The sequence below is a fragment of the Curtobacterium sp. VKM Ac-1395 genome, from assembly GCF_015350975.1.
Classification (GTDB): domain Bacteria; phylum Actinomycetota; class Actinomycetes; order Actinomycetales; family Microbacteriaceae; genus Curtobacterium.
The window spans coordinates 293,278-318,686 of sequence record NZ_JADKRX010000003.1 but is presented as its reverse complement, the minus strand read 5'-3'; the positions used below and the strand labels follow the sequence as shown (position 1 = coordinate 318,686).

Sequence of the window (25,409 nt, the reverse complement as noted above, 5' to 3'; positions counted from 1 at the left end):
GGAACGGTCGTCCTGCCCCGTGCTCAGCGCTCCGCGAGGGCCACGGCCGTTGCGAGCGCCAGCCCCCGTTCGTGGGACAGGGACACGTCGATGCTCGTGATCCCGGCTGCCGCAGCGAGAGCCTGGGCCGCACCGGAGAGCTCCACGCGGGGTGCGCCGTGCTCGTCCGACACGATGGCAACGTCCTGCAGGGGGACCGCGTCGGTGCGGGTCGGGCGGAGGAGCTTCACGACGGCTTCCTTGCCGGCGAAGCGCGCGGCGAGGCGCTCCGGGTCGTCGCCGGTGTCGGCGCGTTCGCGGAGGGTGAAGACCCGGGCGAGGTACCGATCGCCGTGCGCCTGGATGCCGTCGAGGACGTCCTGCACGGATGCGAGGTCGCAGCCGGTGCGGATGGCGGTCATGGTCGGAGCATACGGGGGGCGTCGTCGGGCTCGTCCGTGGTGCGTGGTGCTGGTGCCTGGTGCCTGGTGCCTGGTGCCTGGTGCGGTGCCTGGTCTGTGGTCTGTGGTGCGTGGTGCATCGGGCGTCGCCGCGCTCCGGCGGGGGAGCGGCGGGGGCCCGTAGGATGAGGTGGAAGGGCCTTTAGCTCAGCTGGTAGAGCGCCACGTTTACACCGTGGATGTCGTCGGTTCGATCCCGGCAGGGCCCACCACGAAAATCCCAGATCAGACGGCAATGTGGTCTGGTTCATCATCGGTGAATTCGGCTGGCGATCACGGCGCTGCCGGTGAACTGCCGATGGCCGATCCGCGACGCTCTCCGCGCAGCATCCAGACGTGCCGCTCGGAGACTCGACATGAGTGCGCGGAATCGCACCCCAGGAGGCGCGCACGGCTTCCTTCAGCGAGGAGGCCGTCCGCGGACCTCCCCGCCGAGACGCCGGCGACGACTGGTTTCGCGCGGCTGCCATCTGAGAGTGTCGGCGTCCGCATACCCTCCCCTGAGCGCGACGAGCAGCGGACCACCTATGTGAGACAGCGACTACTCGAAGCCGGGGGTCGGGGCAGGATCGCGGAACGGTGCGGAGCGGGACCGGCTCACGAGACGCAGAACGCGGCGTCAGCAAGTTGCTTGCAGATCTTCAGTGTGTTCCGAGCGGTGCTCCTGATTCGTGCGCGTCAGCAGCAGGCGGGTCTCAGAGTCGATTACTCTTCATGAAATGCTGGGGGGCCGCCCCGGCCCATCCGAAAGGCGAGCAGTGCCGCGACGTACTCTCGGGCTCGAGACCATCAAGTCTCGGCCTGGCCGAAACCACAAGCAGTCCTACGGTGTCCTGGACGACATCGACGGACACGATCTGCTCGAGCTGTTCTACGGCCTCTTCGTCCAACTCGACAAGGACGTTCTGCGCGACGAGCAGCGCGGTCGCTACACCCGCATCGAAGAGGTCAAGGCGAATGGCCGTAGCGTCGTCGTGGTGGCGAATTCCGGCTGGTACGGAGAGACCGGGCAGACGATCAACGTGCGAACCCATGCGACGGAGCATGACCGAAAGGTTGACGATTCCGCGACGATCCGCACGCGTCTGGCGCTGACCGTTCCTCCAGGCGGCAAGGTTGGGCTGTTCGGTGTTGAGAGGCAGGGAAACGAGGGGTCGGGGCCCGGACTGATCGAGCTCTTCAAGCGGTCGCTGGTGTCAAGCTTCCCTACCTACGCGTTCGACACCGAGACGGTGCTCGAGACTTCGGCGTGGAGTGAGGCAGCGGAGCTGATCGAAGTCACCGCCGTGTCCTACAACTTCACGCCAGACATCGCTGACGGACCCAGCGCGCAGCCGAAGCCGCTCGGGCGGCTGCAGCACAGCATCGTTCCAGAGAAGGGCGAGCGGATCCTTCCTCGTTGGTTCTGGGACAAGCTACGCAAGCGGCAGCTCGATGCGGCTGATTTCCTGGGTTTCGGTGAAGGAACGTCAGTCGATGAGACTATCGTCCGCGTTGAGGGCCGCGACGGTCGTGTCAAGTCCTTCGCCCTCGAAACGGAGCGGGTGCCGGCGATCCGTGCGGTGCTCACGAACAACGGCGAGAGCGCGCTCACGGAGACTGCGTTCCTTCGCCGCGCTCAAGATGAGGCACGCGACTACTTCGACGGGATGGGACTGACATGGCAGGACCAGTGGAAGAGCGGACAGTGGACAGCAGAAGCACTGGCAACTCGGCTGGCGCCGCATCGTCCCGGATCGGCCTGATCCGGGAACACTTCCGCACGCTTCGTCACCATCGGACCAATCAGCTCCTGTGGCCAGATTTCCTGCTGCAACTGCCGTTGCCAGTCGTACTCGGAGCCGCGAGCTGGTGGTTCGACGCGCGTATCAATGACGCCTCCGCGATCGTGGGCGGCGCATCAGTCCTCTCCGGTTTCTTATTCGGCGTTGTCATCTACGTCTTCCAGATGCGGCAGAGCCTCAGCCACGATCCGCGCGTCCAGCGCCAGGCCCTCCTGCCGCGACTCGTTGACGAGTTGTTTGCCAACGTCCTCTATGCGGTAGTGGTGTCCTTCGTGCTGACCGGCGCGGCGCTGGTGACCGCGGCAACTCAGGAGCACACGAAGCAGGGAGTACTCATTCCGACACCGCCGTGGATTACTGGCGCCCTTGTGCTCGTCGCCGTGCATCTCTTCGCAGTCGTGTGGATGTGTGTCAAGCGTCTGCGCTCGTCTTACCGCGAGCTCAAGGATGAGGCGCACCTGCAGAACGGCGCCGAAGGGCGTTAGCGAGACATCGGCTGAGGAACGACCTGCATCGGACCCATCGAGACGAGGCCTCGTGTCTCGGTGAAGGATGGTGATCCGGACTTCGGTAGCGTGTGCGACCGGGCGAGCCGGAGCTCCACGACACTCGTGGCCTGTGGCCACGAGGCGGAGCAGCCTATCGATGGCCGCCGGTGACAGAACGCCCGACTTGCCTTCCCTGAACGGAGTCACCGGCCATGACGGACCGAGTCGTACGGTTCACCCCGATCACGAGGCTCATCCTCGCTCTAGGGTTCGCTGCCTTCACCGTGTTTTGCGCTGTCTCGGCGCTGGTGATCGAGGACGCGGCGCCCATGTGGATCGTCGCCGCTCTCTTCGCCCTGATGTGGTGGCGTCTCTCGGCACTGAAGGTCGAGTTCGCGCCGAACGAGCTCGTACTGACCGGACTCATCTCGCGAAGACGGATTCCTCGGGGTGATGTGCTGCGCGTTGAAGAGGGCACCACAGTCATACGTGCGAGGCGAGGACACGAGCATCGGATCATCATCCCCATCGCCATGAGTTACTCGCACATCACCGACAACACTCCTGACGCACGGGTCAAGCAGCGTATCGACCGCGCGTACCGGCGATGGGCCGCGGGAACAGAGCAAGACCACTCCGAGGGCTAGGGGATGACCAGAACCTCATGTCTAGTAGCCGATCGTCGACCGGACGCGTTGGAAGCTCCGAAATCACGGCGGTGGAAAGCGGGCCATAGCAAACTCGCTCGCTAGATTGAGCGGATGGTCCGTGATCGCAGCCCCGACGCGCGCCAGAACCCTAGCTGGCGACGACGTGAGGTGACCCACCGAGTCGGTGGAGCCCTCCTACTTCCGGCGCAGGGCGGCTGGCTTGCCTTCGCACTAGGACGTGGGGGTGCCTGGTGGGCGGTATGGGCCGTCGTACTTGGGATTCTCGTAGCTAGCGTCGTTCTCGTCGTCGTGCAGGAACGGCGACGACCACTTGAGGGACGACCAGTGTCGGTCTCTCCGCTCTTGCTGGTAATGGCATCAGCGATCGTCGGATGGGTCGTCCTGGCCGTGATCCTCTAGCGCCCGACCTGCACGTCGGCGGTCGACGAGGGCGCTCAGTCAGAGCCCGAGTGAAGCGGCCCCGAGCCCTCCTAGACCCCGCCTGATAGCCGATCCGAGATTGGACGGTTCAGAATGGGCCGGGTGCCTAGGCTCTGCTCATGGAGCAATGGGAGACCCCGGTCCTGAGCAACCGGGTGGCGCGCTTGGAACCGCTGTCCCTCGCGCACGCGGCGGACCTCGCACAAGCAGTGTCAGTGGGAGCGCTATGGCGAACCTGGTACACCCACATCCCGTCTCCCGATCAGATGCACGACACGATCGAGAATCGCCTCGCACTTCAACGCGACGGCCATATGGCCCCTTGGGCTGTCATCGACGTACGAAGCGATCGAGCGGTCGGGATGACGACCTACTGCAACCTCGACCCCGCCAACAGGCGACTCGAAACCGGGTCCACATGGCTCGGCAAGAAGGCTCAACGGACCGGCCTCAACACTGCGACGAAACTTCTACTCCTCGTACGAGCGTTCGAGGAGCTGCGGTGCCTGGCCGTTGAGTTCCGTGCCCACTGGCACAACCACCAGTCACGTCGAGCGATCGAAGGGCTTGGGGCGAAGCAAGATGGCGTGCTTCGGAAGCACACCGTGTTCGAGAACGGCACAATCCGAGACACGGTGGTGTACTCCATCACCGACGACGAGTGGCCCACCGTCAAATTCGCACTCCACGAGCGCCTTGCCGCCAGCGCCACCGCGTCTCGATAGCCAATCCGCTCTCGAATGTTTCCTGCAACGAAGCGTTTGCGCCTCACCCCCGGCGACGCAGTAGGTTCCGCACCACGCCACCCCACAGGACAAGACCGCAAACGACCAGGACCAGCCCGAGCAGCCACATCGGGAATCCATGACGCGACACTTCATCCCTGAGCGGTGTCAGGAGACACACGCCACCCATCGCCACGAAGACGGACGCCAAGACGGCGCCGAGCAACTCTTTGCCTTCTTTGATGATCACTCGATGCCTTTCGTCCTGGCTCGTGACTCCTGGGTCAGTAGGAACGCAATGCGCCCCAAAGCCGCGCGAGCACGCCACTGATGATGCTCCTGCTCCTGCTCCTGCTCCTGCTCCTGCTCCTGCGAATTGCGTCAGCTACGGCCGAGGACGACGCGCGGCGCAGGAGCTCCTCTCGCTGGCGCGATCGCCGACCTCCGTCGTTCGTCTCACGGGCCGATTGACCTACGGACGGGTGAACGCCCTCAATCTGATCCTCAGTCGTCGTCGCGCTCTGCGCGAAGCGCGCGTCGACCGGCGATTCGCTGATAGAGCTTGTAGACGAAGACGACTTCCAGAAAACCGAAGAGCCCCAGGGCTGCGATGGCGAACAGAACACTCGCCGGGGCTTCACCAGTGGTGAAGGCGATGGTGGGCGCACCCAGGACAAGTGCAACGCCCAGGAGAGCGTTGAACCAAGCGCCCAAGATACCGGCCGGAGCATCAGGCACGTTGTCTATCCAGCGATCCGTCACGGCGTCCACGGTACTCGGGGGGGGTGCTGGCTCGAGCGGTGTCCGCTAGCCGGTCGTCTACCGGGCGGCGTCACCCGTGATCTGGGAGCCTGACGCTCATGAGCGACGGGCATGAGGAAGCGAACGAGACGCCCAGACGATTCCGGACTCTGCGCCCCGACCTATTGCGCGACGTCTTTCCGTGGGTAGTGGTCGCTGTCGGTATCATCCAGTCGGTACAGGGAGGGATCGACCTTGCCCACGGCGGTAGCCCCGCGCACATGCTCATCGGCCTCGGGCTCGCCGTGCTCGGCATCGTCGTCTTCCTCATCAACCGATGGCAAGCCAGACGCGGCCTCTGACTCCATGTCCGGTAGCCGATCGACTACCGGTCACCTGGTTGAACGAACCGGTGCCTCCCCAGTTGCGAGAGCAACAGGAGGAACACCGGCCCGACCCCGAACGCATGTCCGTGAGAGCAGCAGCTGGGCACATCGACCACGCGGCCGCCGGTACCTAGCCCGCGTACTCGGGGTCGGTCGCCGGGTCGTACGGTGCTCCCGCAGCGGGCGTGTACGGCTCCGCGTCCGGGTGCTCGTTCTGCCACATCGCGTTGACGTCGAGGAGCTCGGACGCTCCGCACCGGCTGTCGGCCTGGAGGGCCTCGGTCGGGATCCCACTCACGAACACGACGGGCTGCAGAGGGCCCAGGTCGACGGGGTGCCCGGATGCCCGCATGCACCCCACGTACCGGTCCCAGGCCGCGACGTACTCGGAACGGGTGACGACACCGTCTTCGAGGGCGGCTTGCTGCTCGGGCGACGGCCCCGGGATCGGGTCGGGGCGCGCCCACGACGCCCAGACAGTCATCGGCCCGTCGTGCTCGACCCGCACAGTCGGCCGACCTGCTGTGTCCGCGCCGACCGGCAGCGAGACCGAGGTGCCGCAGTCCGCGGTCGTCGGTACTCCGCCGGCGACCGCGACGGACGCGGTGCCGGTCGGCGCGCACTGCAGGCCGACGGCCACGTGCTGCGCACCGGACGGCCGCTCGGGCAGCGTGAGGCTCGTCGGACCGTCCGACACCCGAACGACCGGCGCGCCGAGCAGCGTCACGTCACCGGCCGCGCCCGTCGCGACGAGGGCGGCCGCGTCCTCCGGCGCGAGCGACTGCTGCAGGAGCCCGGTCCCGACAAGGGCCCCGGCGGTCAGTGCGCCCGCCACGACGAACGCGCCGACGCCGACGGTGGGGATGAGCCAGCGGCGGCGACGCACAGACCGCTCGACGCGGTCGACGAGCAGGGCGCGCAGGGCGCGGTCGCGAGGTGTGGTGGTCATCGGTGTCCTCCGCTGGTCGTCGGGACGGCTGGGTGCTCCGTGAACTGGGCGCCGAGGCGCTTCCGAGCGCGGGAGAGGCGGGACTTGACCGTCCCGATCGGCACGCCGAGCACGGCAGCCGCCTCGGCTTCGCGGTGCCCCGCGATGACACAGAGTGCGAGGACCTGCTGGTCGGCGACCGCCAGCCGACGGAAGGCCGCGACGGCGGCACCGTCGTCGTGTCGGTCGGCGGGGTCGGGCGCGTGCTCGGCGGGCGGCAGCGTCGCGAGGAGGCGTCGGTGGCGCATCGTCGCCCGGGTGGCGTTCCGCGCTACGTTCGTCGCCGTCACGAGCAGCCAAGGGAGCAGGTCGCCGTCCACGAGCCGAGCGGTGCGCCGCCGACGCCAGGCCTCGAGGAACACCACCGCGACGACGTCGTCGACGTCCACCTCGGGCGGCACCAGCCGCACGGCGTGCCGTCGTACTCGGTCGCGATGGCGGTCGAAGACGCGGCCGTAGGCCTCCCCGTCGCCGCGGCCTGCAGCCGCCCAGTCCTCGGCGTCGTCGCCGCTTCCGGTCCTCATGCCCTGGAGTGTCCGGCAGCGCCCGGATGGTTCCATCCTGCCGCTGCCGGTCGGGCGCGGAGAAGCATGACGGCGACGAGCCCACCCACCCAGACACACACGCCGAGCGGGTGCATGGCGTGGATGACGACCTCTCGATGACCGTGTACCAGCGCCCTGACCCACGTCGGTACCGAACCAGTGCGAGACCTTCCACGCGATCTCGCTGACCGATGGCTCATCGGTCGAGTTCGTCAACGACGTACCGGCGTTCGATGCCGGCAGTAGCTCGACCCCACTCACTGGACTGCACTCGCTCCTGATGAGCGTCGAAGTCGTCGCGGCTCTCGAACCGTTCCTCGACGGACCACGTCAACGGACTCTCGGTCGGGGCGACCTCGAAGGCGACGCATCCTGGTTCGGCCCGGGTGAGCCGAGTGTGTTCCGGGAGGTGCTCGCGAACTCGACGAGATTCCTCCTCAGTCGCACACACGAGCTGGCCTGACAGTCTCATCTCGCCCATTGCCTGAAACTAACGGGTCAAACGGCGTCCAGCCGATCGGCTATCGAGAAACCTCCTGGTGGTGAAGCACTTCACCGGCGAGGACGCTCAGGGTCGGGTGGGCGCCAGCGAGCGCTTCGTCGGGGGCGTGATGCAGGTCAACCGCGTACACGGCGAAGTCCGCTGGCGCTCCGACCGTGATTGTTCCCGTCAGGTCGTGCCCAAGGAGCGCCGCGCCCGCACGCGTGTAAAGCTCGAGCGCCTCATCTCTGGTGCATGCGTGCTCGGCGCCGAGGACCCCAAGCGTCGTACGTCGGGTAGTCATTCCGAGGACGCCAGTGATCGGGTCGAGGGGGCTGATGGGGTGGTCGGTGCCGGCGCTGACGGATGCGCCAGCGTCGAGCAGTTCCCGCCAGGGGAACATCGCGGAGGCCCGCTGCTGTCCCCATGCTTCGACGAACGGTGCGATGAGCCCATCTCGGAGAGCTTCCTGCGCGGTGATGTGGACGTCGAGTGCGATTGCTCGCGCGATCTGGTCGGCGTCCATGAGGGCGCCGTGCTCCATGACGACCTGGCCGTGTTCGTGCTGGATGCCGCGGTCCACGTTCCGATGGACCGCGTCGAGGAACGCGTCGACTCCGACGTCTCCGCAGGCGTGGGTGCCGACGGGCCATCCGCGGGTGACGCAGGCGCGCAGTGCATCCGTCAGCGCGTCGGGCGTCATCAGCAGGGTGCCGGTGAAGTCCGGCCGGTCGGCATAGGGCTCGCGCAGCGCGGCGGCCTCGACCCCGCCGTCGACGACGAGCTTGATACCCCAGAGTCGGAGGAGGTCGTCACCGTTGTCCGGGTGGATTCCCTTTGCCTCGAGTCCGTCGAGGTAATCATCCATCGAGCCAGCCGCAGCGATGAGCGGAGAGGGGGAGAAGATCATCGAGAACGCTCGGACGTGCAACCGGTTCTCTGCCCGGGCTCGCTGCAACGCGCCCCACTCCTCCACGGACACGGCTGGGTCCCGGACGACGCCGACGCCGGCTGCCCGGTAGGTGCGACTCGTCGCTTCGATCCCCTTGATGAGGTCCTCCTGGGGTACCTCGGGGAGCATCGACTGCATCGCGGTGAGCGCACCGTCCTGGAGCAGCCCGGTGGGGGTCCCGTCGTCGGCCCGAGCGACATACCCGTCAGCGACGTCGCCGGAGGTTGCGGTGACGCCGGCAGCAGCAAGCGCTGCATTGTTCAAGACGGCGTTGTGGCCGCCACGCTGCACCAGGACGAGGTGGTCCGGTGCTGCCTCGTCGAGCTCGATTGCGGTGGGGAAGCGGCGTTCCTGTAGCTGCATCTCGTGCCAGTCCGCCGCGGTGATGACCCAGGATCCTGCCGGAGTGTGCGCGGCGCGTTCCCGGATGCGATCGAGGATCTCGTCGATCGTTCGCACGTCGTGCATGGGCACTCCGAGCACGTTCCGAGATGCCAACGCGAGGTGGTTGTGCGTGTCGATGAAGAGCGGAGCAAGGACCCCGTGTTGCGGGAGGACGGAGGTGGAGTCGCCGCGCCAGGTGCCGTGCAGTGCATCGACGCCGTCGGCATCCGCGGCGACTGCCACGATCCTGCCGTCGCGCACGGCGACTGCCGCCCGGCTGGTGTCGGTGCGAGCTTCGACGATGAGTTCGGCTGGGGCGTTCATGGGGTCTCCAATTCGTAAACGGAAGCGTGCTTCCGTTTGATACGGTACGCCTTAGACGTTGCAGAAGGAAGGGGCACGATGCGAGCGGATGCGGAGCGCAATCGCCATCGGATCACGGAGCATGCCGCGGTGCTTCTTCGCGCTTCGGGCACTGGAGTGTCTATGGAGCAGATCGCCTCGGATGCTGGCGTTGGTGTGGGGACGCTCTACCGGCACTTCCCTGACAAGGCGGCCCTTGTCGACGCGATCGCCGCGCTCCGCATTCGTCGACTCGCGGACGATGCTGTTCGGTTCGCCGGCGAGCAGGCTGACGAGCGCTCTCGCGTGCGAACGCTGCTCGAGGCGTACATGGCCAGCGCCGCAGAGGACGGAGCGTTGCGTGCTGCGCTGCGGGGCAGTGCAACAGGACTCGGCAACGAGGTCCGCCTCGCGATCGAGGAGTCGGAGGGGCCCATAGGTGCCCTCATCGCCGCCGACCAGGCCCAGGGGTTTGTCCGTGACGACTTCTCGTTCGCTGACTTTCGAGCGGTCTGTGCTGCCGTCGTCTCCGTCATGAATCCACCCGCACCTACAGACGCATGGCACCGGGTTCTCACCCTGGTGCTTACCGGGCTCCGGCCACCGGCTCATTGATCTGCAGGTCGCGCCAGCTTCTTGCGCCGGCCCCTGAACCTGGCGTGTCAGACACTGTTTCAAGTCTGTCCGATGGGGGATCGGCTACCGAGACGCAGAGCATTCTCCAGGCTGGGAACGTGGAACCCGCAGGACTGCTGGCCGTCGTGAACCCGCCGGGCGCATCGCACGGTCTGCCGCCGCAGATCTGGATTGCTGCGGTGGTCGTGATCCTGATCGTGGGCGCTGCACGGTCGATTCGGCGACGGTGAAAGTAGTCCTCGTGATGGTTCCCGTTCAGGTGGTCGTCGTCTTCGTGATCGGAGCCGCGTTCCTGATGGCTGCGATCGGATACGCCTTCTATCGGAAGCTTGAAGGCTCAGCGGAGCCAACGAATCGGCTCTCGAATGTGCTCGCCACGGTAGGGGGAGTGATTGCGGGCGGTGCGATGCTCTGGGGGCTCGCGCATCAGGGCATCTTCACCTGATCCTTCGTCGGGTGGCCCGACGGCCATGTCCGCAGAAGGATCAGCTACCGGCGTTCTCGAGGTCGTGGTTCTCGCTGCGCTTCGAGCTGTGATCGCGTCCGTACGCCGATCCCACGCGACGCTTCACCCGTGGCGTGAGACCGCATCTCTCGAACGTCGTCGTACCGATGCGACAAGTAGGCCCATACGCTCGCATCATGACCGACTTCGATGACTCGCACCGACCTGCCGCGAGGACCTGGACAACGGCGTACCGCATCCCCGTTGCGGCCGGTACCGGCCTGTTGGCCCTGCTGTGCTTCTGGGCGTTGTTCGACGGCGGGACTGCCGAGAAGTGGGTCGGTGGGATCGGGCTGGTCCTTCTGATCGCATGGGTGTTCGTCTTCCAAGCGCTCTATCGCCGGGGCTACTGATCGCACAACCGAGCATCGGCCGTTCCAATAGCCGATCCGCGAATGCGGCCGAGAGGCCGAGCGGCCGAGACCAGGCGAACATCTACCCATGACCCCGAGACAAGCGGCGACGTGGGCACGGAGCGTAACGATCTGCACGGCCATCGCCGTTGTTCTAGTTGTCATCTCCCTCATCGTCCGCGTCGCCCTGCTGGTGCTCCTGCCTATCGCAGCGTCACTAGGGCTCTTCGCGATGATGATGGGGCTCTACCTACGCCGCCGAACCGGAACCTGATCGCCCGATCCTCGACTCGTCCTCAAGGTGCACGAACCGGCCGGTGACGGATCGGCTACCGGGCGTCCGCTGCGCCGTGGCGATTTGATTCGTCGTCTCGAGCGTCTGCTCCTGGTCGTCGCAGAACAAATCCTGCGCATACCGCGGCCAGGCAACCGACGACGGCTGCCGCCGGCAGGACAAGCTGCCAACCACCCACCGTCAACAGCAGACCGCCGACAGCGGCAGTGACGAAGGCCAGTACTCGCACAACGACCGATGCACGGCGGACCGGATGCGCCACGCATTCATCTTCCGCACGGTTCCTCACAATCACTCCAACCCGGGCGACGGTAGCCGCCACCGCGACTCCCAGCGGGATCGCGACCCCCGAGGCGACACCCACCGATTCCCAGCTCACGGAGCTGTACCTGATCTTCCCGAGGCTGAACATCCCGACCGCGAAGACCGCACCAGCGAGGACTACTCCAGCAGGAAGCGCCGCTCGGCGCGGACGACTCATTGCGGCCTTGTCCCGAGATGCCACCATTTCGACAGGGTAGATCGCAGCGATCGAAGATGCTGTGATCGTCGATGAATGTACCAACAGCCGATCCGCTACCGGACTCACCCCGGTCTCGTATCCCGGTCAGCCGAGCAGTAGTCCGAAGCCGAGCAGGAAGGCGAACGGCGACAGGATGATGAGGAACACGACGAGGGCGATGGTTCCAGCCGTCACCGCAGCAACGCTCGTGGTGACGAGGGACAGGAGGCTGATGAGGCCGACCGCTCGCCTCATGTCGCCGCCAGTTGCGACGGTCGTGGTCGCCTCCTCGATGAGGTCGCGCATCGGGTCGTCGGTCATGGCGTAAGGGTACGGAGAAGATGATGCACGGTCGAAGTCGTGCGGCGGAGAGAGTGTCTGCGGGCGTCGTCGGCGTTCGCGGGGTAGGTGACCTGGACGCCGAAACAGGTCGGGCCGGCGTACCCCGCGCCGTCCGCTGTTGAGCCCTGCGCTGCAGCCGTGGAGGCGGTCGTGCGGATGGCCGGCCTGCCGGTCTCATTCGCCGCGACACTGCTGACGACTCGCTTGTCGTCGGAGATCCGTGCCGAGTGGCTATTCCTCCAAGTAGTCACCGTGCTGGCGATGGCCACATGCGCGGCGTCCATCGTGCTGGGGTTCGTCGGTCTGTGGGAGTTGCTGTTCTACGCCTGACGTGCTCTGGCTGGAGGCGCCCGGCCCGCGATGCTGTTCCGCTGGTCACTCTTCGGTTCACTGCCAGGCTGGGCGCTATATTGGCGACTGACCGCTCTGACGGACCTTCCGCGTCCGTTACCCGATCCTTGAACGGGCTCAGCCTGCCCCTGCCGGTTCAGGCCCGGTTGGCGTGCTGGTCGAGCGCGCGTGTCAGTGCTTCGCTCTGCTCAGGGCCGCCGTGTCCTTCGCGTTCCGCGATGGTCAGTGTGCTTTCCGGCAGGCCCTTGTGGAGGCGCCAGGCCGTTTCCGCAGGACCGCTGACGTCGCGACGCCCGTGGACGAGCGTGGTCGGGATGTGTCGGATGCGGTCCAGACGAGCGAGGACTGCTTGGTCACCGGGCAAGAAGGCGTCGTTGCTCCAGTAGTGCGTCACCAGCCTTGCGAACTCCTCACGTCGCGCAGGTCCGATGTGCCCCTGGTCTCGGATCTCAGGGTGATCCAGCGAGACGTGCACGTTCTCCCAGCGATCCCAGGCCGCTGCTGCTGCTTCGCGGACGGCGGCGTCCTGCGACACGAGCTGCCGTGCGTAGGCCTCGACGAGCCGTTCGCCGGGGCGCCGGTGGCTCGCGCGGTTGAACGCGTCCCACTCGGCGGGGAACAGGCGGCCGACGCCTTCCGTGATCCAGTCGACCTCCCTGCGACTGGTCGTGGTGACGGCCATGAGCGCGAGCGCTCGGACTCGCTCCGGGTGCTGTTGTGCGTACGCCATGGCGAGCGTGGTGCCCCAGGAGATCCCCGTGACGACCCACGTGTCGATGCCGAGTGCCATGCGGACCACTTCGATGTCGTCGATGAGCTGCTGGGTGTTCTGCCAAGTCACCGAGTCGGCGTGGTCGCTGTCCGGGCTCTGGCTCCTGCCCGAGCCGCGCTGATCGATCCCGATGAGGCGGTAGCGGGACGGGTCGAAGTGGGTGCGTTACCAGCCGCTGCCCAGGGACCCTCCGGGCCCACCGTGGAGCCAGAGCGCGGGGACGCCGTCTTCGGCGCCCGACTCTTCGCAGTGGAGCGACGCACCGCCGTCCACGTCGATCATGCTTGTCCGGTACGGCTTGTGGCGGTTGTGGGCCATGCCTCAACGCTACCGACGGGCATGGGACATTCCGTGTCGATGAGCGATCCGCTCTCGGACGAGGTCCGGGAGCGGATGCCGGTTCGGTTGGTGGTTGTGGTGGGACTGCCGCTCGATGCAGCGGTAGACGGTGGCTCGGCCGATGGCGAAGGGCTCAGCGAGCTCCTGTATCGAGTGCGTGCCGGCTCGGTGCACTTCAAGGAGATGTCGCTGCTGCGCGGTGCTGAGCTTCGGTTGTCGGCCCTTCAGGTCGGAGCTCGTCGTTGGCAAGAGAACGTCGCATCGTGTCCCGGTAGCCGATCGTCGATCGGCCGGTTCTCAGTCCGCGGACGTCGTGCTCACTGTGAGCGTGCGGGCATTCCACGGCGCGTCGAGTTCTGGCATCGTCGAGCCGTGCGCCCGTCGACGATCCTCCTCGCCGCCATCACCGTCGCCTTCGGAGTCGCGACGATCGCCGTCGCGGTCCTGATCGGCACCGACGGGGGACGGGCACTGTGCACCGAGCTCCGTCTCGGCATCCTCATCACATTCGTGATCGGCGTTGCCTGCGTCACCACTGAGGTCAACCACCGCCGGCGGGCGCGGCTTCGGCAGAAGGCCGAGACTCATCCCGGTACCGCGTTCATCACCGCGCATGCGGCGGAAACGACGGCCGCCGACCTCTCGGCCTGGAGCCCGAGGCTGCGTGTCTCGTTCCCGTGCGACCTCGGTTTCGATCGCACGGGGATCACGAGTTGGTCGACGCGCAATGACGGGCAGGGGACACCGATCGCCCTCCGTTCGGAGGTGCTCGGCTTCGATGTGTTCACCGAGCCCACGCCGCGCGGTGTCGCGTACAGATGGGGGATCGTGGTCCACCTCGCGCCCAGGACACTGGGGCCCGGAGCGGTCCACCTGTGGGTGGCCGACGACCAGCCGGCGCAGGACGAGTACGCGATGCGCCGGACGATCAGTCGGATTGCGTCTGCGCTGGGCACGATCCGCTGACCGAGCCCGCGCCGTACCGACGTCTCCGAGCCATGGGGTCTGCACGAGACGCGGTCAGCCCGTCCGAACGTGGCTCGGCATGCCGGACGCGGTCGAGCATGCCGACCACCGAGCGAACGCTCTCCATGCGAAGCCGCGTTGTCTGCGGCAGTCTGACGCCATGGAGTGCTCCTGGTGGACCTGGTCAGCGCTCGTGCTCGTCCTACTCGGCGCGCTCGGCCTCTTCGTGCGATCCGCGGTACTGACGGTTCGCGAGTACGGATTCGGCCAAGGGAGCCTGCTCCGCCGACCAGGTGCCCCGTGGTTCTGGAGCGCGATGGCGCTGACCACTGTCGTAGGAGTCCTGATGACGATCTGGGTTGTTCTCCTGGACAGCTAGTCCCAGGCCTCGGGACGACCCCGCTCGGCCCGGCTGGCAACGGCTCCTGAAGACGGCGGACGCGACCGTTCTCGCTAGGGTTACAGCGACCTCGACGACAGGAACACCAGGATGCCTCCCGCTGACACCACGCCTGTGGATCCGGATCGATGGACTGCCGCTGCGCGGCTCGCCGAGGGTCTGACGGATGACGGGACACTCCGCCGTCGAACCCGCGTCCTGGTCTGGGTGGGGACCCTCGTTCTGCTCTCGTGGGCCGCTGGAGTGGGCCTTGCGCTGATCCTGCCGACCGCAGGGCACGGTGACCAGACGGGGGACACCTCGACCGTGCGGTTGCTGGTGCAGGTGGCGCTCCTGGCCGTCGGGTTCATCGTTGGCGGAGTGGGTTTCGCGTGGGCCTACCGGACCGGGCACTACATCACTCGCTGGCGGTTCGTGAGCAGTCCACTCTCGCGGGCTGAGAAGCGGTCAGTCCAACGCCAGATCGCGGACAAGGAACCGCTCGATGCCGAACATGCCGACATCGTGACTGCGGTCGCTGCTCAGAGCCGGAGAGCCACGCTCGGGATGGCGCCGATCTACGCCGCGATGATGCTGTTCGCCGCCTCGACAGCGGTGAGCACGGATGTCCTCTACCTCCGCTTACTCGAAGTCGCCGTGTCCGCCTGCTTCATCGCCGTGTTCGTCCAGCTCGCGGTGATGTACCGGAGAGCGGGACGGTTCCTCGCCGCGCACCAGCCCAGCTGACCCAGACTGTGGCGCGAACACATCCGCGGTCCTCCTCTGCTGCGAGCATCGCAGCGGCTGCGAACCGCGGCCAGTGCGCCTCCTGCTCCGCGGAGACACGCATCGCCAGCGTCCGAATTGTCGATACGCGCACGTCTTCACGATCTCTGAGCACCTGCTCGAGCGCGTCCCGTCTGCCGATCCCGTCGTGGCGGGTCTCACGCTCGACTCGTCGGCCGCGGGCTGGCTAGTGAGAACGAGACATGCCCGCTCCGCTCTGACCGTGGTCACGTACGGCTGGGCCGGCACTCCTCGCCGCCCGGTGGCGAAGCCCCGACCTGGACACGCAGTCCACCGGGGCGGGCCGCGTCAACCGGAATCCCGCCACGCGTCCACACCGCCGGCGGAGGGCGAACCGGGGCACGGGCCGCCGACATGTGGTCTCCGGAAGTGGATCCGGCTGCGACGGTCTCGATAGTCTCACGCTGTGTGGTCGCCTGTTCAGCCCGAGCCGTCGAAGACCGGACCGTCCACCGCAGCGCTGGTGCTGCTTGTCTGCTCCGCGACGGGCTTCGCGATCCTCTGGGCGATCATGTGGGTTCCCGTGCTCCTGACCGGCGGCGCGGGCAGTCTCTTCCTCTACCCGATCGTCTTCTTGCTGGCCGTGGGACCGTGGGGCGGCGCATGGACCGCCTTGGTGCTGGCGACACGGTCCCGGGATCAGGCTGTCGCCACCCGCAGCGAGACAGTCGCGGCCCTCAGCGCGATCCTGCTCGCCCTGGGGCCGATCCTGCTCTGGTTCGGACCAGTGGCCACTTGAGGTGACCACCTCGACAGCCGATCGGCCATCGAGCGGTCCCACCGAGGCCTGAACGCTTCCGCCAGATCTGTGGGCAGCGTCGATCCGTGTCGTCGTGATCGCGTCCTTCGGTGTCGGGACGTCACGGGTGTGCGAGACGGCTCGCGCGATCAGGGGTTCGGGTGCATACTGGTGGTGTCTTCGGACCCGGCAGTGGGGCTTGCCGGACCCAACCTCGACAGTCGTCGACAACAGTCCCTATCTCAGCTGGTCGCGTTTCGGCGCGCCTGAGGTAGGGAGTGTCATGACAGCACCAATCGGTACCGGACCGGTCGTCGTCGGTGTCCCACCCGGCCTCGCGCCGGGGGTGATCGAGGTTGCGGCGTCCATCGCGCGGCGCTTCGGTACGACGCTGGTGTGCGTCAGCGTGGATGCGTCGCTCATCGATGCCGGTACGCGCTCGGACGGGTCGGTGATGGTGGAACCGATCGACCCTGACACCGCTGACACGACACCGCAGGGCTTGTCGGACAGTGACGAGGCGGCAGTACGTGCTGCCGCAACGACCTACGGCGTCGACGTCACGTTCGTTCCGGGTGTCGGGGACCCGAGCCGGGCTCTGTCGCAGGTGGCCGAAGACCGCGACGCGGCGATGCTGGTCGTCGGGGCCAGGACGGGAGCGGGTCGAATCGCGGAGTTCTTCACGGGGTCGGTCGCGGCACGGCTGACCCATCGACAGCACCGTTCAGTGCTCGTGGTGCCCGTTGATCCGGTCGGGTTCGATGCCCCACTGCCGTGGGACACCCCGTGACCGGCCAGCTCGTTCTGCTCCGCCACGGACAGAGCACTGCGAACGCTGCCGGCACCTTCACCGGCTTGCGAGACGTCGCGCTCACCGAACAGGGCAGCGCCGAAGCGAATCGGGCTGGGTTGCTCCTCCTGCATGCCGGCATCCAACCGGACCTCGTGCTCACGTCGACGCTCGAGCGGGCGCTCCACACTGCGGAGATCGTCACCGAGGTCCTCGGACGTGATGCGCCGATCGAGTCGACGTGGCGGTTGAACGAGCGGAACTACGGCGCCCTCACCGGCATGTCCAAGCAGAATGCGCAAGCGACGTTGGGGGCGGAGCAGTTCTTCGCTGTTCGCCGGACCCGCACGGGCCGGCCGCCACGCATGTCGATCCGCGCGTGGCTGGCGCTCCGGCGGACGCCGGCGCTTCGTGGACTGCCGTGGGCGGCAGTTCGTCGAACCGAGACACTCTCCGACGTCATCCGCCGGGTCCGACCCGTCCTGTCGGACCGCATCACCCCGGCACTCCGCGACGGGCAGACAGTGCTCGTCGTCGCGCACGGCAACTCACTGCGGGCACTGTGTGCCTGCATGGACGGCCTGACTGACGGTGAGCTCGCGGACCTGAACCTCCCCACGGGCGAACCCCTGATCTACCGGCTCGACGACGGTGGATTCTGTCCGCGGGGTGGGGAGTACCTGCATCCGGCAGCACGAGCAGCAGCGGCAGCGGTCGCTGCGGAAGGTGGAACATGACCTCCCGAACGGACACGGACCTGCCCGATGGCCAGCTCCCGCCCGACCCGGACATCGACGCCAATGACCCGGAACGTATCGCCCGGCCAGTACATCTGCGCTGGCGGTACCTCGGTGTCGTCGCACTCGGCGGCGCCATCGGTACCGCCGCACGCGACGGACTCAGCACCGCGTTCCCCGCTCAGCACGGAGTGTCCTGGGCGATCTTCTGGATCAACATCGCCGGCGCGCTCCTCCTGGGTGTGCTGCTGGAACACCTCGCGCATCGCGGACCTGACGAGGGTCGCCGCCGGACACTGCGCCTGCTCCTGGGAACCGGTGTCCTCGGCGGGTTCACCACCTACAGCACCCTCGCGACCAGCACCGCGGTGTTGTTCCTCGCTGGCCGCGGGTTGGCCGGCACCGGGTACGGGCTCCTGACGGTCCTCGCCGGCGCGATCGCCACCGCTAGCGGCCTCGCGATCGCGGGTTTGGTCCGACCGAACGGGGCCACATCATGAGCGCCCTGGCCTTCCTCAGCGTCGCTGTCGCTGGCGGTGTCGGCGCGGCCGCACGGTTCTTCGTGGATGGTGCGATCAACCGGGGTCGACAGTTCCGGCTCCCGGTCGGGACGCTGACCATCAACATCACCGGCTCGTTCCTGCTGGGCTTGATCACCGGCGCCGCCGGTCACCTCGGCGCCACCCCCGTCGCGGTGCTCGGAACAGGGCTCATGGGTGGCTACACCACGTTCAGCACCGCCAGCTTCGAGACCGTCCGCCTCGCACGCACCGGCCGCACCACCGCGGCTGCCGTGAACGGGCTCGGGATGCTCGTCGTCTCCGTCGCCGCAGCCGCCGGGGGCGTCACCCTCGGCACCCTCACTTGACCATCCGACTGGGAGAAGAACAGCTCATGCACTTCGACATCACGATCGAGATCCCCCGCGGCAGCGGCAACAAGTACGAGGTCGACCACGCCACCGGACGGATCCGCCTGGACCGGGCGGTGTTCACCAGCATGGTGTTCCCGCAGGACTACGGCTCGATCGACGACACTCTCGGCGATGACGGCGACCCCCTCGACGCGCTCGTGCTGCTGCCCCGGCCCACGTTCCCCGGCGTCGTCATCGACGTCCGCCCGGTCGGGATGCTCCGCATGGTCGACGAGAACGGCGGCGATGACAAGATCCTCACCGTCCCCGCCGGAGACGTCCGCTTCGACCACGTCCAGGACATCTCCGACGTCGCGGAGCCGGTCCTGGCGGAGATCGAGCACTTCTTCGCCCACTACAAGGAGATCGAGCACGGCAAGCACGTCACCACCAACGGGTGGGCGAACCGTGTCGACGCCGAAGCCATCATCCGCGCCGCACAGGAACGGTTCACCCCGCACCCCTGACCGGCACCCGCGCACCCGACACCATCCAGTGCGCGCCCTGAACCGCCGTGGGGAGGCAACTGGCGCCCAGTGATCGCCAGGAGGTCGTCCCTCCGCCTCCCCGCGGCCCACACCCGCACGACCAACCCGAAAGGCGACAACCGCCGTGAACGACTACATCAGCAACGTCCACCACACCACCCACCATCAGGGCGAGTACGTGACCCACACCAGCCGCCCCGTCACCATCAGCAGCCTGCACGGCTCCCGGATCCTCGACTCCCGCGGCTACCCGACGATCCAGGTGCGTCTCGAGCTCGAGGACGGCACCGTCGTCACCGGTGACGCCCCCGCAGGCGCATCCACTGGCGCGCACGAGGCTGTCGAGCTTCGCGACGGCGGCAGCAGCTACGGCGGCCGCGACGTGAGCCAGGCACTGCACCTCATCACGACGGACGTCGCACCGATGATCACCGGCCAGTCGTGGACCTCGATCGGGCAGGCCGACGCCGCCCTCGCTGCCCTCGACGGCACCCCGAACCACCGCCGGCTCGGCGCGAACAGTGTCGTCGCGACCTCGATCGCGATGGCACGCGCTCTCGCCGCCGCAGCGGAGCTGCCGCTCTGGCGTTGGATCGCAGACGTCACCGGCAGCACGCCCCGCCTGCCCGTCCCGCACTTCAACGTGCTCAACGGCGGAGCGCACGCAGCGAACGCGCTCGACTTCCAGGAGTTCATGATCGCACCGGTGAACGCCGAGACCATGACCGACGCGGTTCGGATCGGATCGGACGTCTACCACGCACTGGCGGCACTGGTCCGGGAACGGTTCGGCAGTCTCGGTCTCGGGGACGAAGGCGGCTTCGCCCCGTCGATCGCCGCGCCCGAGGAGGCCCTCGACCTCCTCGTCGCCGCGATCAGTGCCGCCGGTTACGAGCCCGGCGTGGACACCGTCGCGATCGCACTCGACCCGGCGGCGAACGAGTTCGCGCTCGGTGACGGTAGCTACCGGGTCGTGGACCGCCGGCTCGACCGCGCAGGCATGGTCGACTACTACCGCGACCTCATCAGCCGGTATCCGATCCGGAGCATCGAAGACGGCTTCTCCGAAGATGACCACGGCGGCTGGAAGGCGATGTCGTTCGCGCTCGGCGACATGCTCCAGATCGTCGGCGATGATCTCTACGTCACCGATCCGCAGCGCATCCGCGACGGTGGGAAGGACGGGCTCTCGAACGCGGCGCTCATCAAGCCGAACCAGATCGGCACCGTCTCCCAGACCCTCGACGCGATCGGCGTCGCACGCTCGCTCGGGATGCGGAGCATGGTGTCGCACCGGTCCGGCGAGACTACCGACACGTTCATCGCGGACCTCGTCGTCGGCACCGGAACCGGACAGATCAAGTCCGGCGCACCCGCCCGCGGAGAACGCGTCGCGAAGTACAACCGGCTCACCGAGATCGCGGAGAACAATCCGGAGCTGCCCTACGGGCTGCGCTGACCCCGACCGGTCACCTCGTGGGCGACGCGCAGGAAAGCAGAACCAGCTGGCTGAGGCTCTCCCGACCAGATCGCCCGCAACGGCCGGGCAAGTGGCGGCCCAGCGAGCGGGACCCGCACCAGCGACCCGTCGTTGATGTCGGCGGCGACCGTGCGAAGGCTCATCACCGCCGGTGCAATTCCAGCCTGCGCGTTCGCCCGGATGATGCTCGTGGTCTCCAGCACCGCGGCCGGAACCGACATGCTCAAACCGGCCTCCCTGAGCCATGCGGCGAGGGTCGCGCGAGTTCCGGAACCTTCTTCCCGCAGGAGCAGAGCCGTCGCCGCCAGGACCTCCGCAGTGATCCCGGTCGACCGAGCCCAGGGATGTTCCGGCGCAACGACGACCGCGAGCTCATCGTCCGCGATCACCTGCGCGGACACACCTGCCGCCGTCACCGGGGTCTCCGTGAACCCGAGGTTCGCGCCACCCGACTGCACGAGGTCCGTCACCGCGGCGGAGTTGCCCGCGATCAGGCGCACCCGCACGTCGGGTTCGCGGCGGCGGAATTCGAGCAGCCAGCCCGGCAGCAGCAGCTCCGCGATCGTCTGTGACGCTGCGACGACGAGCGAACCCGTGGGAGCCCGCAGCGCAGCCACTCCTGCCTCGAGGTGGCGAGACGCGTCGAGGACCGGGCCGGCCAGCCCGACGACGAGCCGGCCGGTCTCGGTCAGCACCGACCCCGTGGTCGAGCGGTGCACCAACAAGTGACCGACCATGCGCTCGGCGACCCGGATCCGAGCAGACACTGCCTGTTGCGTGACGTCGAGCGCTCCAGCGGCAGCGGAGAGGGAGCCGGTCTCGGCGACGCGTGCGAGCACGTCGAGTGTGTCGAGGTCGAGGGTTCGGTCCGTGAGTCGCCGTAGTGCCACAATCATTGATTGTGCCCCGCCAAGAGGTTCCGGGTACCGCCAGAGGCAGGATTCGCGCAGGCTTGGCCCATGACAACGCTCCGCACCGACCCTGCACCCGCGAACGGCAACCAGCTGCCCCAACGGCCGCAGACGGCGTTGTTCCGTGACCTGGAGCGGCCAGGCCTGATCGTGTCGAACCTCACACCGAACTGGTTCGCGTCGATCATGGGCACGGGGATCGTCGCTGTCGCAGCTGCGTCACTCCCGCTGCAGTTCCCCGGGCTGCGCCTCGCGGCGACGGTCGTGTGGGCGATCGCCGCGGTGCTCCTCGTCGCCCTCACGATCGCGACGGTGCTGCACTGGATGCGCTACCGGAGCACTGCAGCCGGGCACTACCTCAACCCGGTGATCTCCCACTTCTACGGGGCACCGCCGATGGCGTTCCTCACCGTTGGTGCCGGAACGATCCTGCTCGGCAAGGACTGGATCGGCCTGCCCGCCGCCGTCACCGTCGACTGGGTCCTGTGGACCATCGGCACCATCGGAGGACTGCTCACGGCAGTCCTGGTGCCGTACCTGGCGTTCACCCGCCACGAGAACAAGCCCGACTCCGCGTTCGGCGGTTGGTTGATGCCGATCGTCCCGCCGATGGTGTCCGCCTCTACCGGTGCGCTCCTGCTGCCGTACGCCCCCGCCGGGCAGGCGCGGGAGACGCTGCTGTGGTCCTGCTACGGCTTCTTCGGCCTCAGCCTCATCACGTCGCTGGTCGTGATCACGCTGATCTGGAACCGTCTCGCGCAGCACAAGGTCGGTGCCGCGGGCATGGTCCCGACTCTGTGGATCGTCCTCGGGCCGGTCGGACAGTCGATCACCGCGGTGAACCTCCTCGCATCGAACGCCCCCACCGTTGTCGATGCGAGTACCGCGCATGCCCTGCTGGTCGTGGCGCTGGTGTACGGGTTCGCGATGCTCGGCTTCGCGCTGCTGTGGACCGTCATCGCCCTCGCGATCACCATCCGCACCGCCCGCGAACACTTGCCGTTCAGCCTGACCTGGTGGTCCTTCACGTTCCCCGTCGGGACCTGCGTCACCGGCCTGAACGGGCTCGCCCTGCACTCAGGACTGACCGTCGTCGCCGTCCTCGCAGTTGTCTACTACGTCGGCCTCGTCGTCGCGTGGATCACCGTTGCCGTCCGCACCTTCCACGGATCCGTCATCCGTGGCACCCTCCTGGCACCGCCACAGCCGGCGTGAGCACCGCCGAGGAGCTCGCGGACGTTCGATCGCTGAACGCCCTCGCCGAGACATGGCGCACCGCACCGGACGGCTCGCGACGGTTCGTTCCGAGCTTCGACCCACGATCCGGCGGTACATCAAGCCGCGTGCTGGTCCTGATGCAGTCGCCCGGCCCCCAGACCATCGCCGCAGCGCACGCAGCGATCTGCAGCGAGGACAACCCGGGCCCGACCGCGACCGCGTTCCGCGCAGCCCGCATCGAGTCCGGACTCGCACGCAACGAGTACCTCCGCTGGAACCTCATCCCATGGGAAGTCCCCGGCCGCGTGCGGCTCGCGGACATCGACGAGGGGCGGCATGCCCTCGCCGCACTGCTCGCGGCCCTCCCCGCGCTCACTGCGATCGTCACGTACGGGGCCGTCGCCCTCGACGGCATCATGCGACACCTCACCCTGGACGAGCACCCCCGACTCCTTCCGGTCATCGCAGCACCACATCCGTCTCCCGCCAACGGCCGCCACCGCTCGGAACAACACCTCCGTTCCGTGCAAGCACTCCAGCTCGCCGCGCGAGCGCGACAGACGTGACGAACACGAACGATTCCGCTACGACGGTCCGTACCGGCGCTCCGTCAGGGTGCGAGGCGGCGTGTGTCGTAGCGGAACCCAGTCCCGAAATCTGAGCTGCTGCTCCGACGTCGCGCCGACCGCTTGAACGCGATCTGGCAGGAGGACCACACGATGCTGGACTTCCTCATCGTCGAGCTGCTCTTCGTCCTCGAACGCCGATGGCGAAAGCTCGGCAAGACACGCGACCCCGACGACTTCATCGACGCGCAAGCCATCGCCGCCGTCGAGCGCATCACTCGCGGCAACTTCCGGCTCATCGAGCGCCTCCTCCTTCCGATCAAACGCGTCATGAAGATCAACGAGCTCGACGTCATCACCAACGACGTCGTCGAAGGCGCCCGCAGCACCCTCGTCATCGGCACCACCTGACCCGACAACGATCGCAGCGCAGACGACGACACAGAGCGAGGCTGGTCACACGCCGGATCCCAGACCTGCTGTCCGATCCCACGGGCCAACACCGGGCAGGCGACAGTTGTGGAGTCGAAGTCGATCGGAGGTCGCTCGCCATCGTCGACCGATTGCGCTGGACAACTGGTGGTGCTCTGTGGGAGCTTGTGTCCCGTCAGGAAGGTACACAACCTGCGACAAACGAGGGGGGTCATGATGCTGCTCGCTCAGCCCACAGCTGTCGCTGTCGTGTGCTCCGCCGCGGTGGGAGTGGTCGTCGCAGTCGCCTCCCTCGTCAGACGTGCCGGTGTCGACAGCGCTTCCGGAACCACGCCGGGGAGCGATGCCCACATGCTGCGGTGGCGTCGACGCCGGTTGGCTGGTGTTGGTTTCGGTCTGATCTGCGGCACCCTGCTGTCCGGGTTCGAAGTGTGGGCCCTGGGGATCGACAGGGGCAGCCCTGCTGTCTGGTTGATCGTCGCTGTGGCTCTGCTCGGCAGCGTCATCGGGCTCGTGGTCGCCGGCGTTCCTCGGTCCAGACGCAGTCCCACGAGCTCGAGAGTGGCGCACTCACGGCACCTGCGCTTCGAGGACCTGGTGCCCTCACGACTGCGGTGGTGTGCTCGCCTGATGGTCGTCCTCGCGGTGGTGGTCCTCATCGTCACGGTCGCTCTGGTCGCGATGCGTCAGGGTGCAACGCAGTACTGGTCTGCGAGGTCGCCCCTCGTGGCGTTCCTGCTCGATCCGCCCGTGCTCATGGCGGTTGTCGCGTCGCTGGGGCTGATCATGTTCGAGGTGCGGGGTCGGAGCCTCGCTGCACGCTCCACGACGGCCAGCAGCGCAGCAGAGCTGTCTGCCGAAGACCTCATCCGGCGAAGCGCTCTGAGCGACCTCGCCTGGGCCTCGACACTGACGGGCAGCCTGGCTGTCCTCTTCACGAGCCCGTTGCTGCTGGAGATGCTCGGCGTGACCCTCCCGACACCTGCGGCGGTCACGGTGTTCAGGGTCGCGGTCAACGTCATGGGTGGGATCGCCGTGTCGATGATCGTCTTCCGGCCGGCAAGAACGTTCCGTTCCGTCTCCGCAGATCGACCCGCGGCGCGAAGCGCATCGTCGTGATCGTCCTCGACGACACGTCGCCGACGCCGCCCTACGAGCAGATTCGTCTGCAGCTCCGCGCGCAGATACTCGAGGGGGAGCTGCTGGGGGGCATGCGACTGCCGACGGTTCGGCGCTTGGCGGCGGATCTCGGCGTCGCGACGAACACGGTTGGTCGCGCCTACAAGGAGCTCGAAGCTGCTGGCCTCGTGGTGACCCGGCGGCGGGCCGGAACCGTGGTGGCCACGGACGGCGACGACGTTCGCGAACGAGCACACCACGCCGCCATCGCCTTCGTCCAAGGCATGAGTGCACTCGGTGTCAGCTCAGCAGAAGCAGTGCGGTTGGTGAAGGCTGCGTACCAGGACCAGGACCAGGACCAGGACCAGGACCAGGACCAGGACCAGGACCAGGACCAGGACCAGGACCAGGACCAGGACCAG

Annotated in this window: 34 protein-coding genes, 1 tRNA gene and 2 pseudogenes; 25 read left to right on the top strand and 12 right to left on the bottom strand. The window is 67.4% G+C overall.

From position 1 onward, the window contains the following. Window positions 1–23: 23 nt before the first annotated feature. Complete coding sequence (locus ITJ68_RS10135; RefSeq protein ID WP_194661142.1) at window positions 24–401, bottom strand: holo-ACP synthase; 378 nt, start codon at window positions 399–401, stop codon at window positions 24–26. A 175-nt stretch (window positions 402–576) separates the two neighbouring features. Between ITJ68_RS10135 and ITJ68_RS10130 the strand changes: the two genes are divergently transcribed. From ITJ68_RS10130 to ITJ68_RS10110, 5 genes are all read left to right on the top strand, one after another. Beyond that, window positions 577–652 (top strand) — tRNA-Val (locus tag ITJ68_RS10130). A gap of 546 nt (window positions 653–1,198) precedes the next feature. Beyond that, complete coding sequence (locus ITJ68_RS10125; RefSeq protein WP_194661141.1) at window positions 1,199–2,185, top strand: hypothetical protein; 987 nt, start codon at window positions 1,199–1,201, stop codon at window positions 2,183–2,185. Next, window positions 2,128–2,709 (top strand): hypothetical protein, encoded by a 582-nt coding sequence (locus ITJ68_RS10120; RefSeq protein ID WP_194661140.1) that lies wholly within the window; start codon window positions 2,128–2,130, stop codon window positions 2,707–2,709. The genes ITJ68_RS10125 and ITJ68_RS10120 overlap by 58 nt, the downstream gene beginning before the upstream one ends. A 215-nt stretch (window positions 2,710–2,924) precedes the next feature. Next, the gene (locus tag ITJ68_RS10115; RefSeq protein WP_194661139.1) at window positions 2,925–3,359 is read left to right on the top strand and encodes a hypothetical protein; all 435 of its coding nucleotides are present in this window, start codon (window positions 2,925–2,927) and stop codon (window positions 3,357–3,359) included. A 563-nt stretch (window positions 3,360–3,922) separates the two neighbouring features. After that, window positions 3,923–4,528, top strand: coding sequence for a GNAT family N-acetyltransferase (locus ITJ68_RS10110; RefSeq protein WP_194661138.1), 606 nt, complete (start codon window positions 3,923–3,925; stop codon window positions 4,526–4,528). 43 nt (window positions 4,529–4,571) lie between these two features. Here ITJ68_RS10110 and ITJ68_RS10105 read toward each other — a convergent pair whose 3' ends face one another. Both ITJ68_RS10105 and ITJ68_RS10100 read right to left on the bottom strand, forming a co-directional pair. Next, window positions 4,572–4,778: a hypothetical protein gene (locus ITJ68_RS10105; protein WP_194661137.1), complete on the bottom strand. Its 207-nt coding sequence runs from the start codon at window positions 4,776–4,778 to the stop codon at window positions 4,572–4,574. Window positions 4,779–5,032: 254 nt separating this feature from the next. After that, window positions 5,033–5,290: a hypothetical protein gene (locus tag ITJ68_RS10100; RefSeq protein ID WP_194661136.1), complete on the bottom strand. Its 258-nt coding sequence runs from the start codon at window positions 5,288–5,290 to the stop codon at window positions 5,033–5,035. Between the two features lie 98 nt (window positions 5,291–5,388). On the opposite strand from ITJ68_RS10100, the gene ITJ68_RS10095 reads away from it, so the two are divergent. Next, window positions 5,389–5,631, top strand: coding sequence for a hypothetical protein (locus ITJ68_RS10095; protein WP_194661135.1), 243 nt, complete (start codon window positions 5,389–5,391; stop codon window positions 5,629–5,631). A 154-nt stretch (window positions 5,632–5,785) separates the two neighbouring features. Here ITJ68_RS10095 and ITJ68_RS10090 read toward each other — a convergent pair whose 3' ends face one another. The 4 genes from ITJ68_RS10090 to ITJ68_RS10075 form a co-directional block, all read right to left on the bottom strand. Further along, on the bottom strand, window positions 5,786–6,604 hold the full coding sequence (locus tag ITJ68_RS10090; RefSeq protein WP_194661134.1) for a hypothetical protein: 819 nt from the start codon (window positions 6,602–6,604) through the stop codon (window positions 5,786–5,788). Continuing rightward, a complete protein-coding gene (locus ITJ68_RS10085; protein WP_194661133.1) occupies window positions 6,601–7,167 on the bottom strand; it encodes an RNA polymerase sigma factor in 567 nt (188 codons plus the stop codon). Before ITJ68_RS10085 ends, ITJ68_RS10090 begins: the two co-directional genes overlap by 4 nt. Before the next feature lie 217 nt (window positions 7,168–7,384). Then, the gene (locus ITJ68_RS10080; protein ID WP_228505339.1) at window positions 7,385–7,660 is read right to left on the bottom strand and encodes a putative quinol monooxygenase; all 276 of its coding nucleotides are present in this window, start codon (window positions 7,658–7,660) and stop codon (window positions 7,385–7,387) included. Between the two features lie 49 nt (window positions 7,661–7,709). Next, window positions 7,710–9,104, bottom strand: coding sequence for an amidohydrolase (locus tag ITJ68_RS10075; RefSeq protein WP_323743298.1), 1,395 nt, complete (start codon window positions 9,102–9,104; stop codon window positions 7,710–7,712). Here ITJ68_RS10075 and ITJ68_RS19545 point away from each other — a divergent pair. The 4 genes from ITJ68_RS19545 to ITJ68_RS10060 all read left to right on the top strand — a co-directional run bounded on the left by ITJ68_RS19545 (window position 9,030) and on the right by ITJ68_RS10060 (window position 10,841). Next, window positions 9,030–9,347 (top strand): hypothetical protein, encoded by a 318-nt coding sequence (locus tag ITJ68_RS19545; RefSeq protein ID WP_323743300.1) that lies wholly within the window; start codon window positions 9,030–9,032, stop codon window positions 9,345–9,347. The two genes, ITJ68_RS10075 and ITJ68_RS19545, sit on opposite strands and share 75 nt — an antisense overlap. Window positions 9,348–9,407: 60 nt before the next feature. Then, complete coding sequence (locus tag ITJ68_RS10070; protein ID WP_228505210.1) at window positions 9,408–9,962, top strand: TetR/AcrR family transcriptional regulator; 555 nt, start codon at window positions 9,408–9,410, stop codon at window positions 9,960–9,962. Window positions 9,963–10,224: 262 nt separating this feature from the next. After that, window positions 10,225–10,428, top strand: coding sequence for a hypothetical protein (locus tag ITJ68_RS10065; RefSeq protein WP_194661129.1), 204 nt, complete (start codon window positions 10,225–10,227; stop codon window positions 10,426–10,428). A gap of 197 nt (window positions 10,429–10,625) precedes the next feature. After that, window positions 10,626–10,841 (top strand): hypothetical protein, encoded by a 216-nt coding sequence (locus ITJ68_RS10060; protein ID WP_194661128.1) that lies wholly within the window; start codon window positions 10,626–10,628, stop codon window positions 10,839–10,841. Between the two features lie 902 nt (window positions 10,842–11,743). Here the strand turns inward: ITJ68_RS10060 and ITJ68_RS10055 are convergent. Further along, a complete protein-coding gene (locus tag ITJ68_RS10055) occupies window positions 11,744–11,959 on the bottom strand; it encodes a hypothetical protein (RefSeq protein WP_194661127.1) in 216 nt (71 codons plus the stop codon). 159 nt (window positions 11,960–12,118) lie between these two features. Between ITJ68_RS10055 and ITJ68_RS10050 the strand changes: the two genes are divergently transcribed. After that, window positions 12,119–12,310 carry a hypothetical protein gene (locus ITJ68_RS10050; protein ID WP_194661126.1) on the top strand — a complete coding sequence of 64 codons (192 nt, stop codon included), beginning with the start codon at window positions 12,119–12,121 and terminating at the stop codon, window positions 12,308–12,310. Window positions 12,311–12,467: 157 nt separating this feature from the next. Here the strand turns inward: ITJ68_RS10050 and ITJ68_RS10045 are convergent. The 3 genes and pseudogenes from ITJ68_RS10045 to ITJ68_RS10040 all read right to left on the bottom strand — a co-directional run. Next, a pseudogene (locus ITJ68_RS10045) lies at window positions 12,468–13,247 on the bottom strand (alpha/beta fold hydrolase); the annotation flags it as partial. A gap of 21 nt (window positions 13,248–13,268) precedes the next feature. Next, window positions 13,269–13,421, bottom strand: coding sequence for a hypothetical protein (locus ITJ68_RS19020; RefSeq protein WP_228505208.1), 153 nt, complete (start codon window positions 13,419–13,421; stop codon window positions 13,269–13,271). A gap of 9 nt (window positions 13,422–13,430) precedes the next feature. After that, window positions 13,431–13,616 (bottom strand): helix-turn-helix domain-containing protein, encoded by a 186-nt coding sequence (locus ITJ68_RS10040; RefSeq protein ID WP_323743297.1) that lies wholly within the window; start codon window positions 13,614–13,616, stop codon window positions 13,431–13,433. Between the two features lie 198 nt (window positions 13,617–13,814). Here ITJ68_RS10040 and ITJ68_RS10035 point away from each other — a divergent pair, with 198 nt between their 5' ends. The 9 genes from ITJ68_RS10035 to eno all read left to right on the top strand — a co-directional run bounded on the left by ITJ68_RS10035 (window position 13,815) and on the right by eno (window position 20,720). Further along, window positions 13,815–14,408, top strand: coding sequence for a hypothetical protein (locus ITJ68_RS10035; RefSeq protein WP_194661124.1), 594 nt, complete (start codon window positions 13,815–13,817; stop codon window positions 14,406–14,408). A gap of 490 nt (window positions 14,409–14,898) precedes the next feature. Next, a complete protein-coding gene (locus ITJ68_RS10030; protein ID WP_194661123.1) occupies window positions 14,899–15,534 on the top strand; it encodes a hypothetical protein in 636 nt (211 codons plus the stop codon). 466 nt (window positions 15,535–16,000) lie between these two features. Further along, window positions 16,001–16,333 carry a hypothetical protein gene (locus ITJ68_RS10025; protein WP_194661122.1) on the top strand — a complete coding sequence of 111 codons (333 nt, stop codon included), beginning with the start codon at window positions 16,001–16,003 and terminating at the stop codon, window positions 16,331–16,333. 199 nt (window positions 16,334–16,532) lie between these two features. After that, the gene (locus ITJ68_RS10020) at window positions 16,533–17,123 is read left to right on the top strand and encodes a universal stress protein (RefSeq protein ID WP_228505206.1); all 591 of its coding nucleotides are present in this window, start codon (window positions 16,533–16,535) and stop codon (window positions 17,121–17,123) included. Beyond that, window positions 17,120–17,860, top strand: a complete 741-nt coding sequence (locus tag ITJ68_RS10015) for a 2,3-diphosphoglycerate-dependent phosphoglycerate mutase (RefSeq protein WP_323743273.1) — start codon at window positions 17,120–17,122, stop codon at window positions 17,858–17,860. The genes ITJ68_RS10020 and ITJ68_RS10015 overlap by 4 nt, the downstream gene beginning before the upstream one ends. After that, the gene (locus tag ITJ68_RS10010) at window positions 17,857–18,360 is read left to right on the top strand and encodes a fluoride efflux transporter FluC (protein ID WP_228505204.1); all 504 of its coding nucleotides are present in this window, start codon (window positions 17,857–17,859) and stop codon (window positions 18,358–18,360) included. Before ITJ68_RS10015 ends, ITJ68_RS10010 begins: the two co-directional genes overlap by 4 nt. Then, a complete protein-coding gene (locus ITJ68_RS10005; RefSeq protein ID WP_055960823.1) occupies window positions 18,357–18,728 on the top strand; it encodes a fluoride efflux transporter FluC in 372 nt (123 codons plus the stop codon). The genes ITJ68_RS10010 and ITJ68_RS10005 overlap by 4 nt, the downstream gene beginning before the upstream one ends. A 26-nt stretch (window positions 18,729–18,754) precedes the next feature. Continuing rightward, window positions 18,755–19,240: an inorganic diphosphatase gene (locus ITJ68_RS10000; RefSeq protein ID WP_055960822.1), complete on the top strand. Its 486-nt coding sequence runs from the start codon at window positions 18,755–18,757 to the stop codon at window positions 19,238–19,240. A gap of 145 nt (window positions 19,241–19,385) precedes the next feature. Then, window positions 19,386–20,720, top strand: coding sequence for a phosphopyruvate hydratase (gene eno / locus ITJ68_RS09995; RefSeq protein ID WP_083393829.1), 1,335 nt, complete (start codon window positions 19,386–19,388; stop codon window positions 20,718–20,720). Here eno and ITJ68_RS09990 read toward each other — a convergent pair. Next, on the bottom strand, window positions 20,705–21,637 hold the full coding sequence (locus ITJ68_RS09990) for a LysR family transcriptional regulator (protein ID WP_228505333.1): 933 nt from the start codon (window positions 21,635–21,637) through the stop codon (window positions 20,705–20,707). The genes eno and ITJ68_RS09990 overlap by 16 nt on opposite strands. A 63-nt stretch (window positions 21,638–21,700) precedes the next feature. Between ITJ68_RS09990 and ITJ68_RS09985 the strand changes: the two genes are divergently transcribed. The 5 genes and pseudogenes from ITJ68_RS09985 to ITJ68_RS09965 form a co-directional block, all read left to right on the top strand. Then, window positions 21,701–22,867, top strand: coding sequence for a TDT family transporter (locus ITJ68_RS09985; protein ID WP_228505202.1), 1,167 nt, complete (start codon window positions 21,701–21,703; stop codon window positions 22,865–22,867). Further along, complete coding sequence (locus tag ITJ68_RS09980; protein WP_323743272.1) at window positions 22,864–23,436, top strand: uracil-DNA glycosylase family protein; 573 nt, start codon at window positions 22,864–22,866, stop codon at window positions 23,434–23,436. Before ITJ68_RS09985 ends, ITJ68_RS09980 begins: the two co-directional genes overlap by 4 nt. Window positions 23,437–23,610: 174 nt before the next feature. Continuing rightward, window positions 23,611–23,847, top strand: a pseudogene (locus ITJ68_RS09975) (ATP-binding protein); the annotation flags it as partial. Between the two features lie 651 nt (window positions 23,848–24,498). Further along, window positions 24,499–24,987: a hypothetical protein gene (locus ITJ68_RS09970; protein ID WP_194661120.1), complete on the top strand. Its 489-nt coding sequence runs from the start codon at window positions 24,499–24,501 to the stop codon at window positions 24,985–24,987. Next, window positions 24,984–25,409 (top strand): GntR family transcriptional regulator (locus ITJ68_RS09965; protein ID WP_194661119.1); only part of this gene is annotated, 426 nt, incomplete at its 3' end. The genes ITJ68_RS09970 and ITJ68_RS09965, both read left to right, overlap by 4 nt.

Excerpts from the sequence above, each read along its gene's own strand:
- ITJ68_RS10135 (WP_194661142.1), bottom strand. The coding sequence starts at position 401 with ATGACCGCCATCCGCACCGGCTGCGACCTCGCATCCGTGCAGGACGTC.
- ITJ68_RS10115 (WP_194661139.1), top strand. The coding sequence starts at position 2,925 with ATGACGGACCGAGTCGTACGGTTCACCCCGATCACGAGGCTCATCCTC.
- ITJ68_RS10110 (WP_194661138.1), top strand. The coding sequence starts at position 3,923 with ATGGAGCAATGGGAGACCCCGGTCCTGAGCAACCGGGTGGCGCGCTTG.
- ITJ68_RS10095 (WP_194661135.1), top strand. The coding sequence starts at position 5,389 with ATGAGCGACGGGCATGAGGAAGCGAACGAGACGCCCAGACGATTCCGG.
- ITJ68_RS10090 (WP_194661134.1), bottom strand. The coding sequence starts at position 6,604 with ATGACCACCACACCTCGCGACCGCGCCCTGCGCGCCCTGCTCGTCGAC.
- ITJ68_RS10085 (WP_194661133.1), bottom strand. The coding sequence starts at position 7,167 with ATGAGGACCGGAAGCGGCGACGACGCCGAGGACTGGGCGGCTGCAGGC.
- ITJ68_RS10080 (WP_228505339.1), bottom strand. The coding sequence starts at position 7,660 with ATGAGACTGTCAGGCCAGCTCGTGTGTGCGACTGAGGAGGAATCTCGT.
- ITJ68_RS10070 (WP_228505210.1), top strand. The coding sequence starts at position 9,408 with ATGCGAGCGGATGCGGAGCGCAATCGCCATCGGATCACGGAGCATGCC.
- ITJ68_RS10060 (WP_194661128.1), top strand. The coding sequence starts at position 10,626 with ATGACCGACTTCGATGACTCGCACCGACCTGCCGCGAGGACCTGGACA.
- ITJ68_RS10055 (WP_194661127.1), bottom strand. The coding sequence starts at position 11,959 with ATGACCGACGACCCGATGCGCGACCTCATCGAGGAGGCGACCACGACC.
- ITJ68_RS19020 (WP_228505208.1), bottom strand. The coding sequence starts at position 13,421 with ATGGCCCACAACCGCCACAAGCCGTACCGGACAAGCATGATCGACGTG.
- ITJ68_RS10030 (WP_194661123.1), top strand. The coding sequence starts at position 14,899 with ATGCCTCCCGCTGACACCACGCCTGTGGATCCGGATCGATGGACTGCC.
- ITJ68_RS10010 (WP_228505204.1), top strand. The coding sequence starts at position 17,857 with ATGACCTCCCGAACGGACACGGACCTGCCCGATGGCCAGCTCCCGCCC.
- ITJ68_RS10005 (WP_055960823.1), top strand. The coding sequence starts at position 18,357 with ATGAGCGCCCTGGCCTTCCTCAGCGTCGCTGTCGCTGGCGGTGTCGGC.
- ITJ68_RS10000 (WP_055960822.1), top strand. The coding sequence starts at position 18,755 with ATGCACTTCGACATCACGATCGAGATCCCCCGCGGCAGCGGCAACAAG.
- ITJ68_RS09990 (WP_228505333.1), bottom strand. The coding sequence starts at position 21,637 with ATGATTGTGGCACTACGGCGACTCACGGACCGAACCCTCGACCTCGAC.
- ITJ68_RS09985 (WP_228505202.1), top strand. The coding sequence starts at position 21,701 with ATGACAACGCTCCGCACCGACCCTGCACCCGCGAACGGCAACCAGCTG.
- ITJ68_RS09970 (WP_194661120.1), top strand. The coding sequence starts at position 24,499 with ATGGTCGTCCTCGCGGTGGTGGTCCTCATCGTCACGGTCGCTCTGGTC.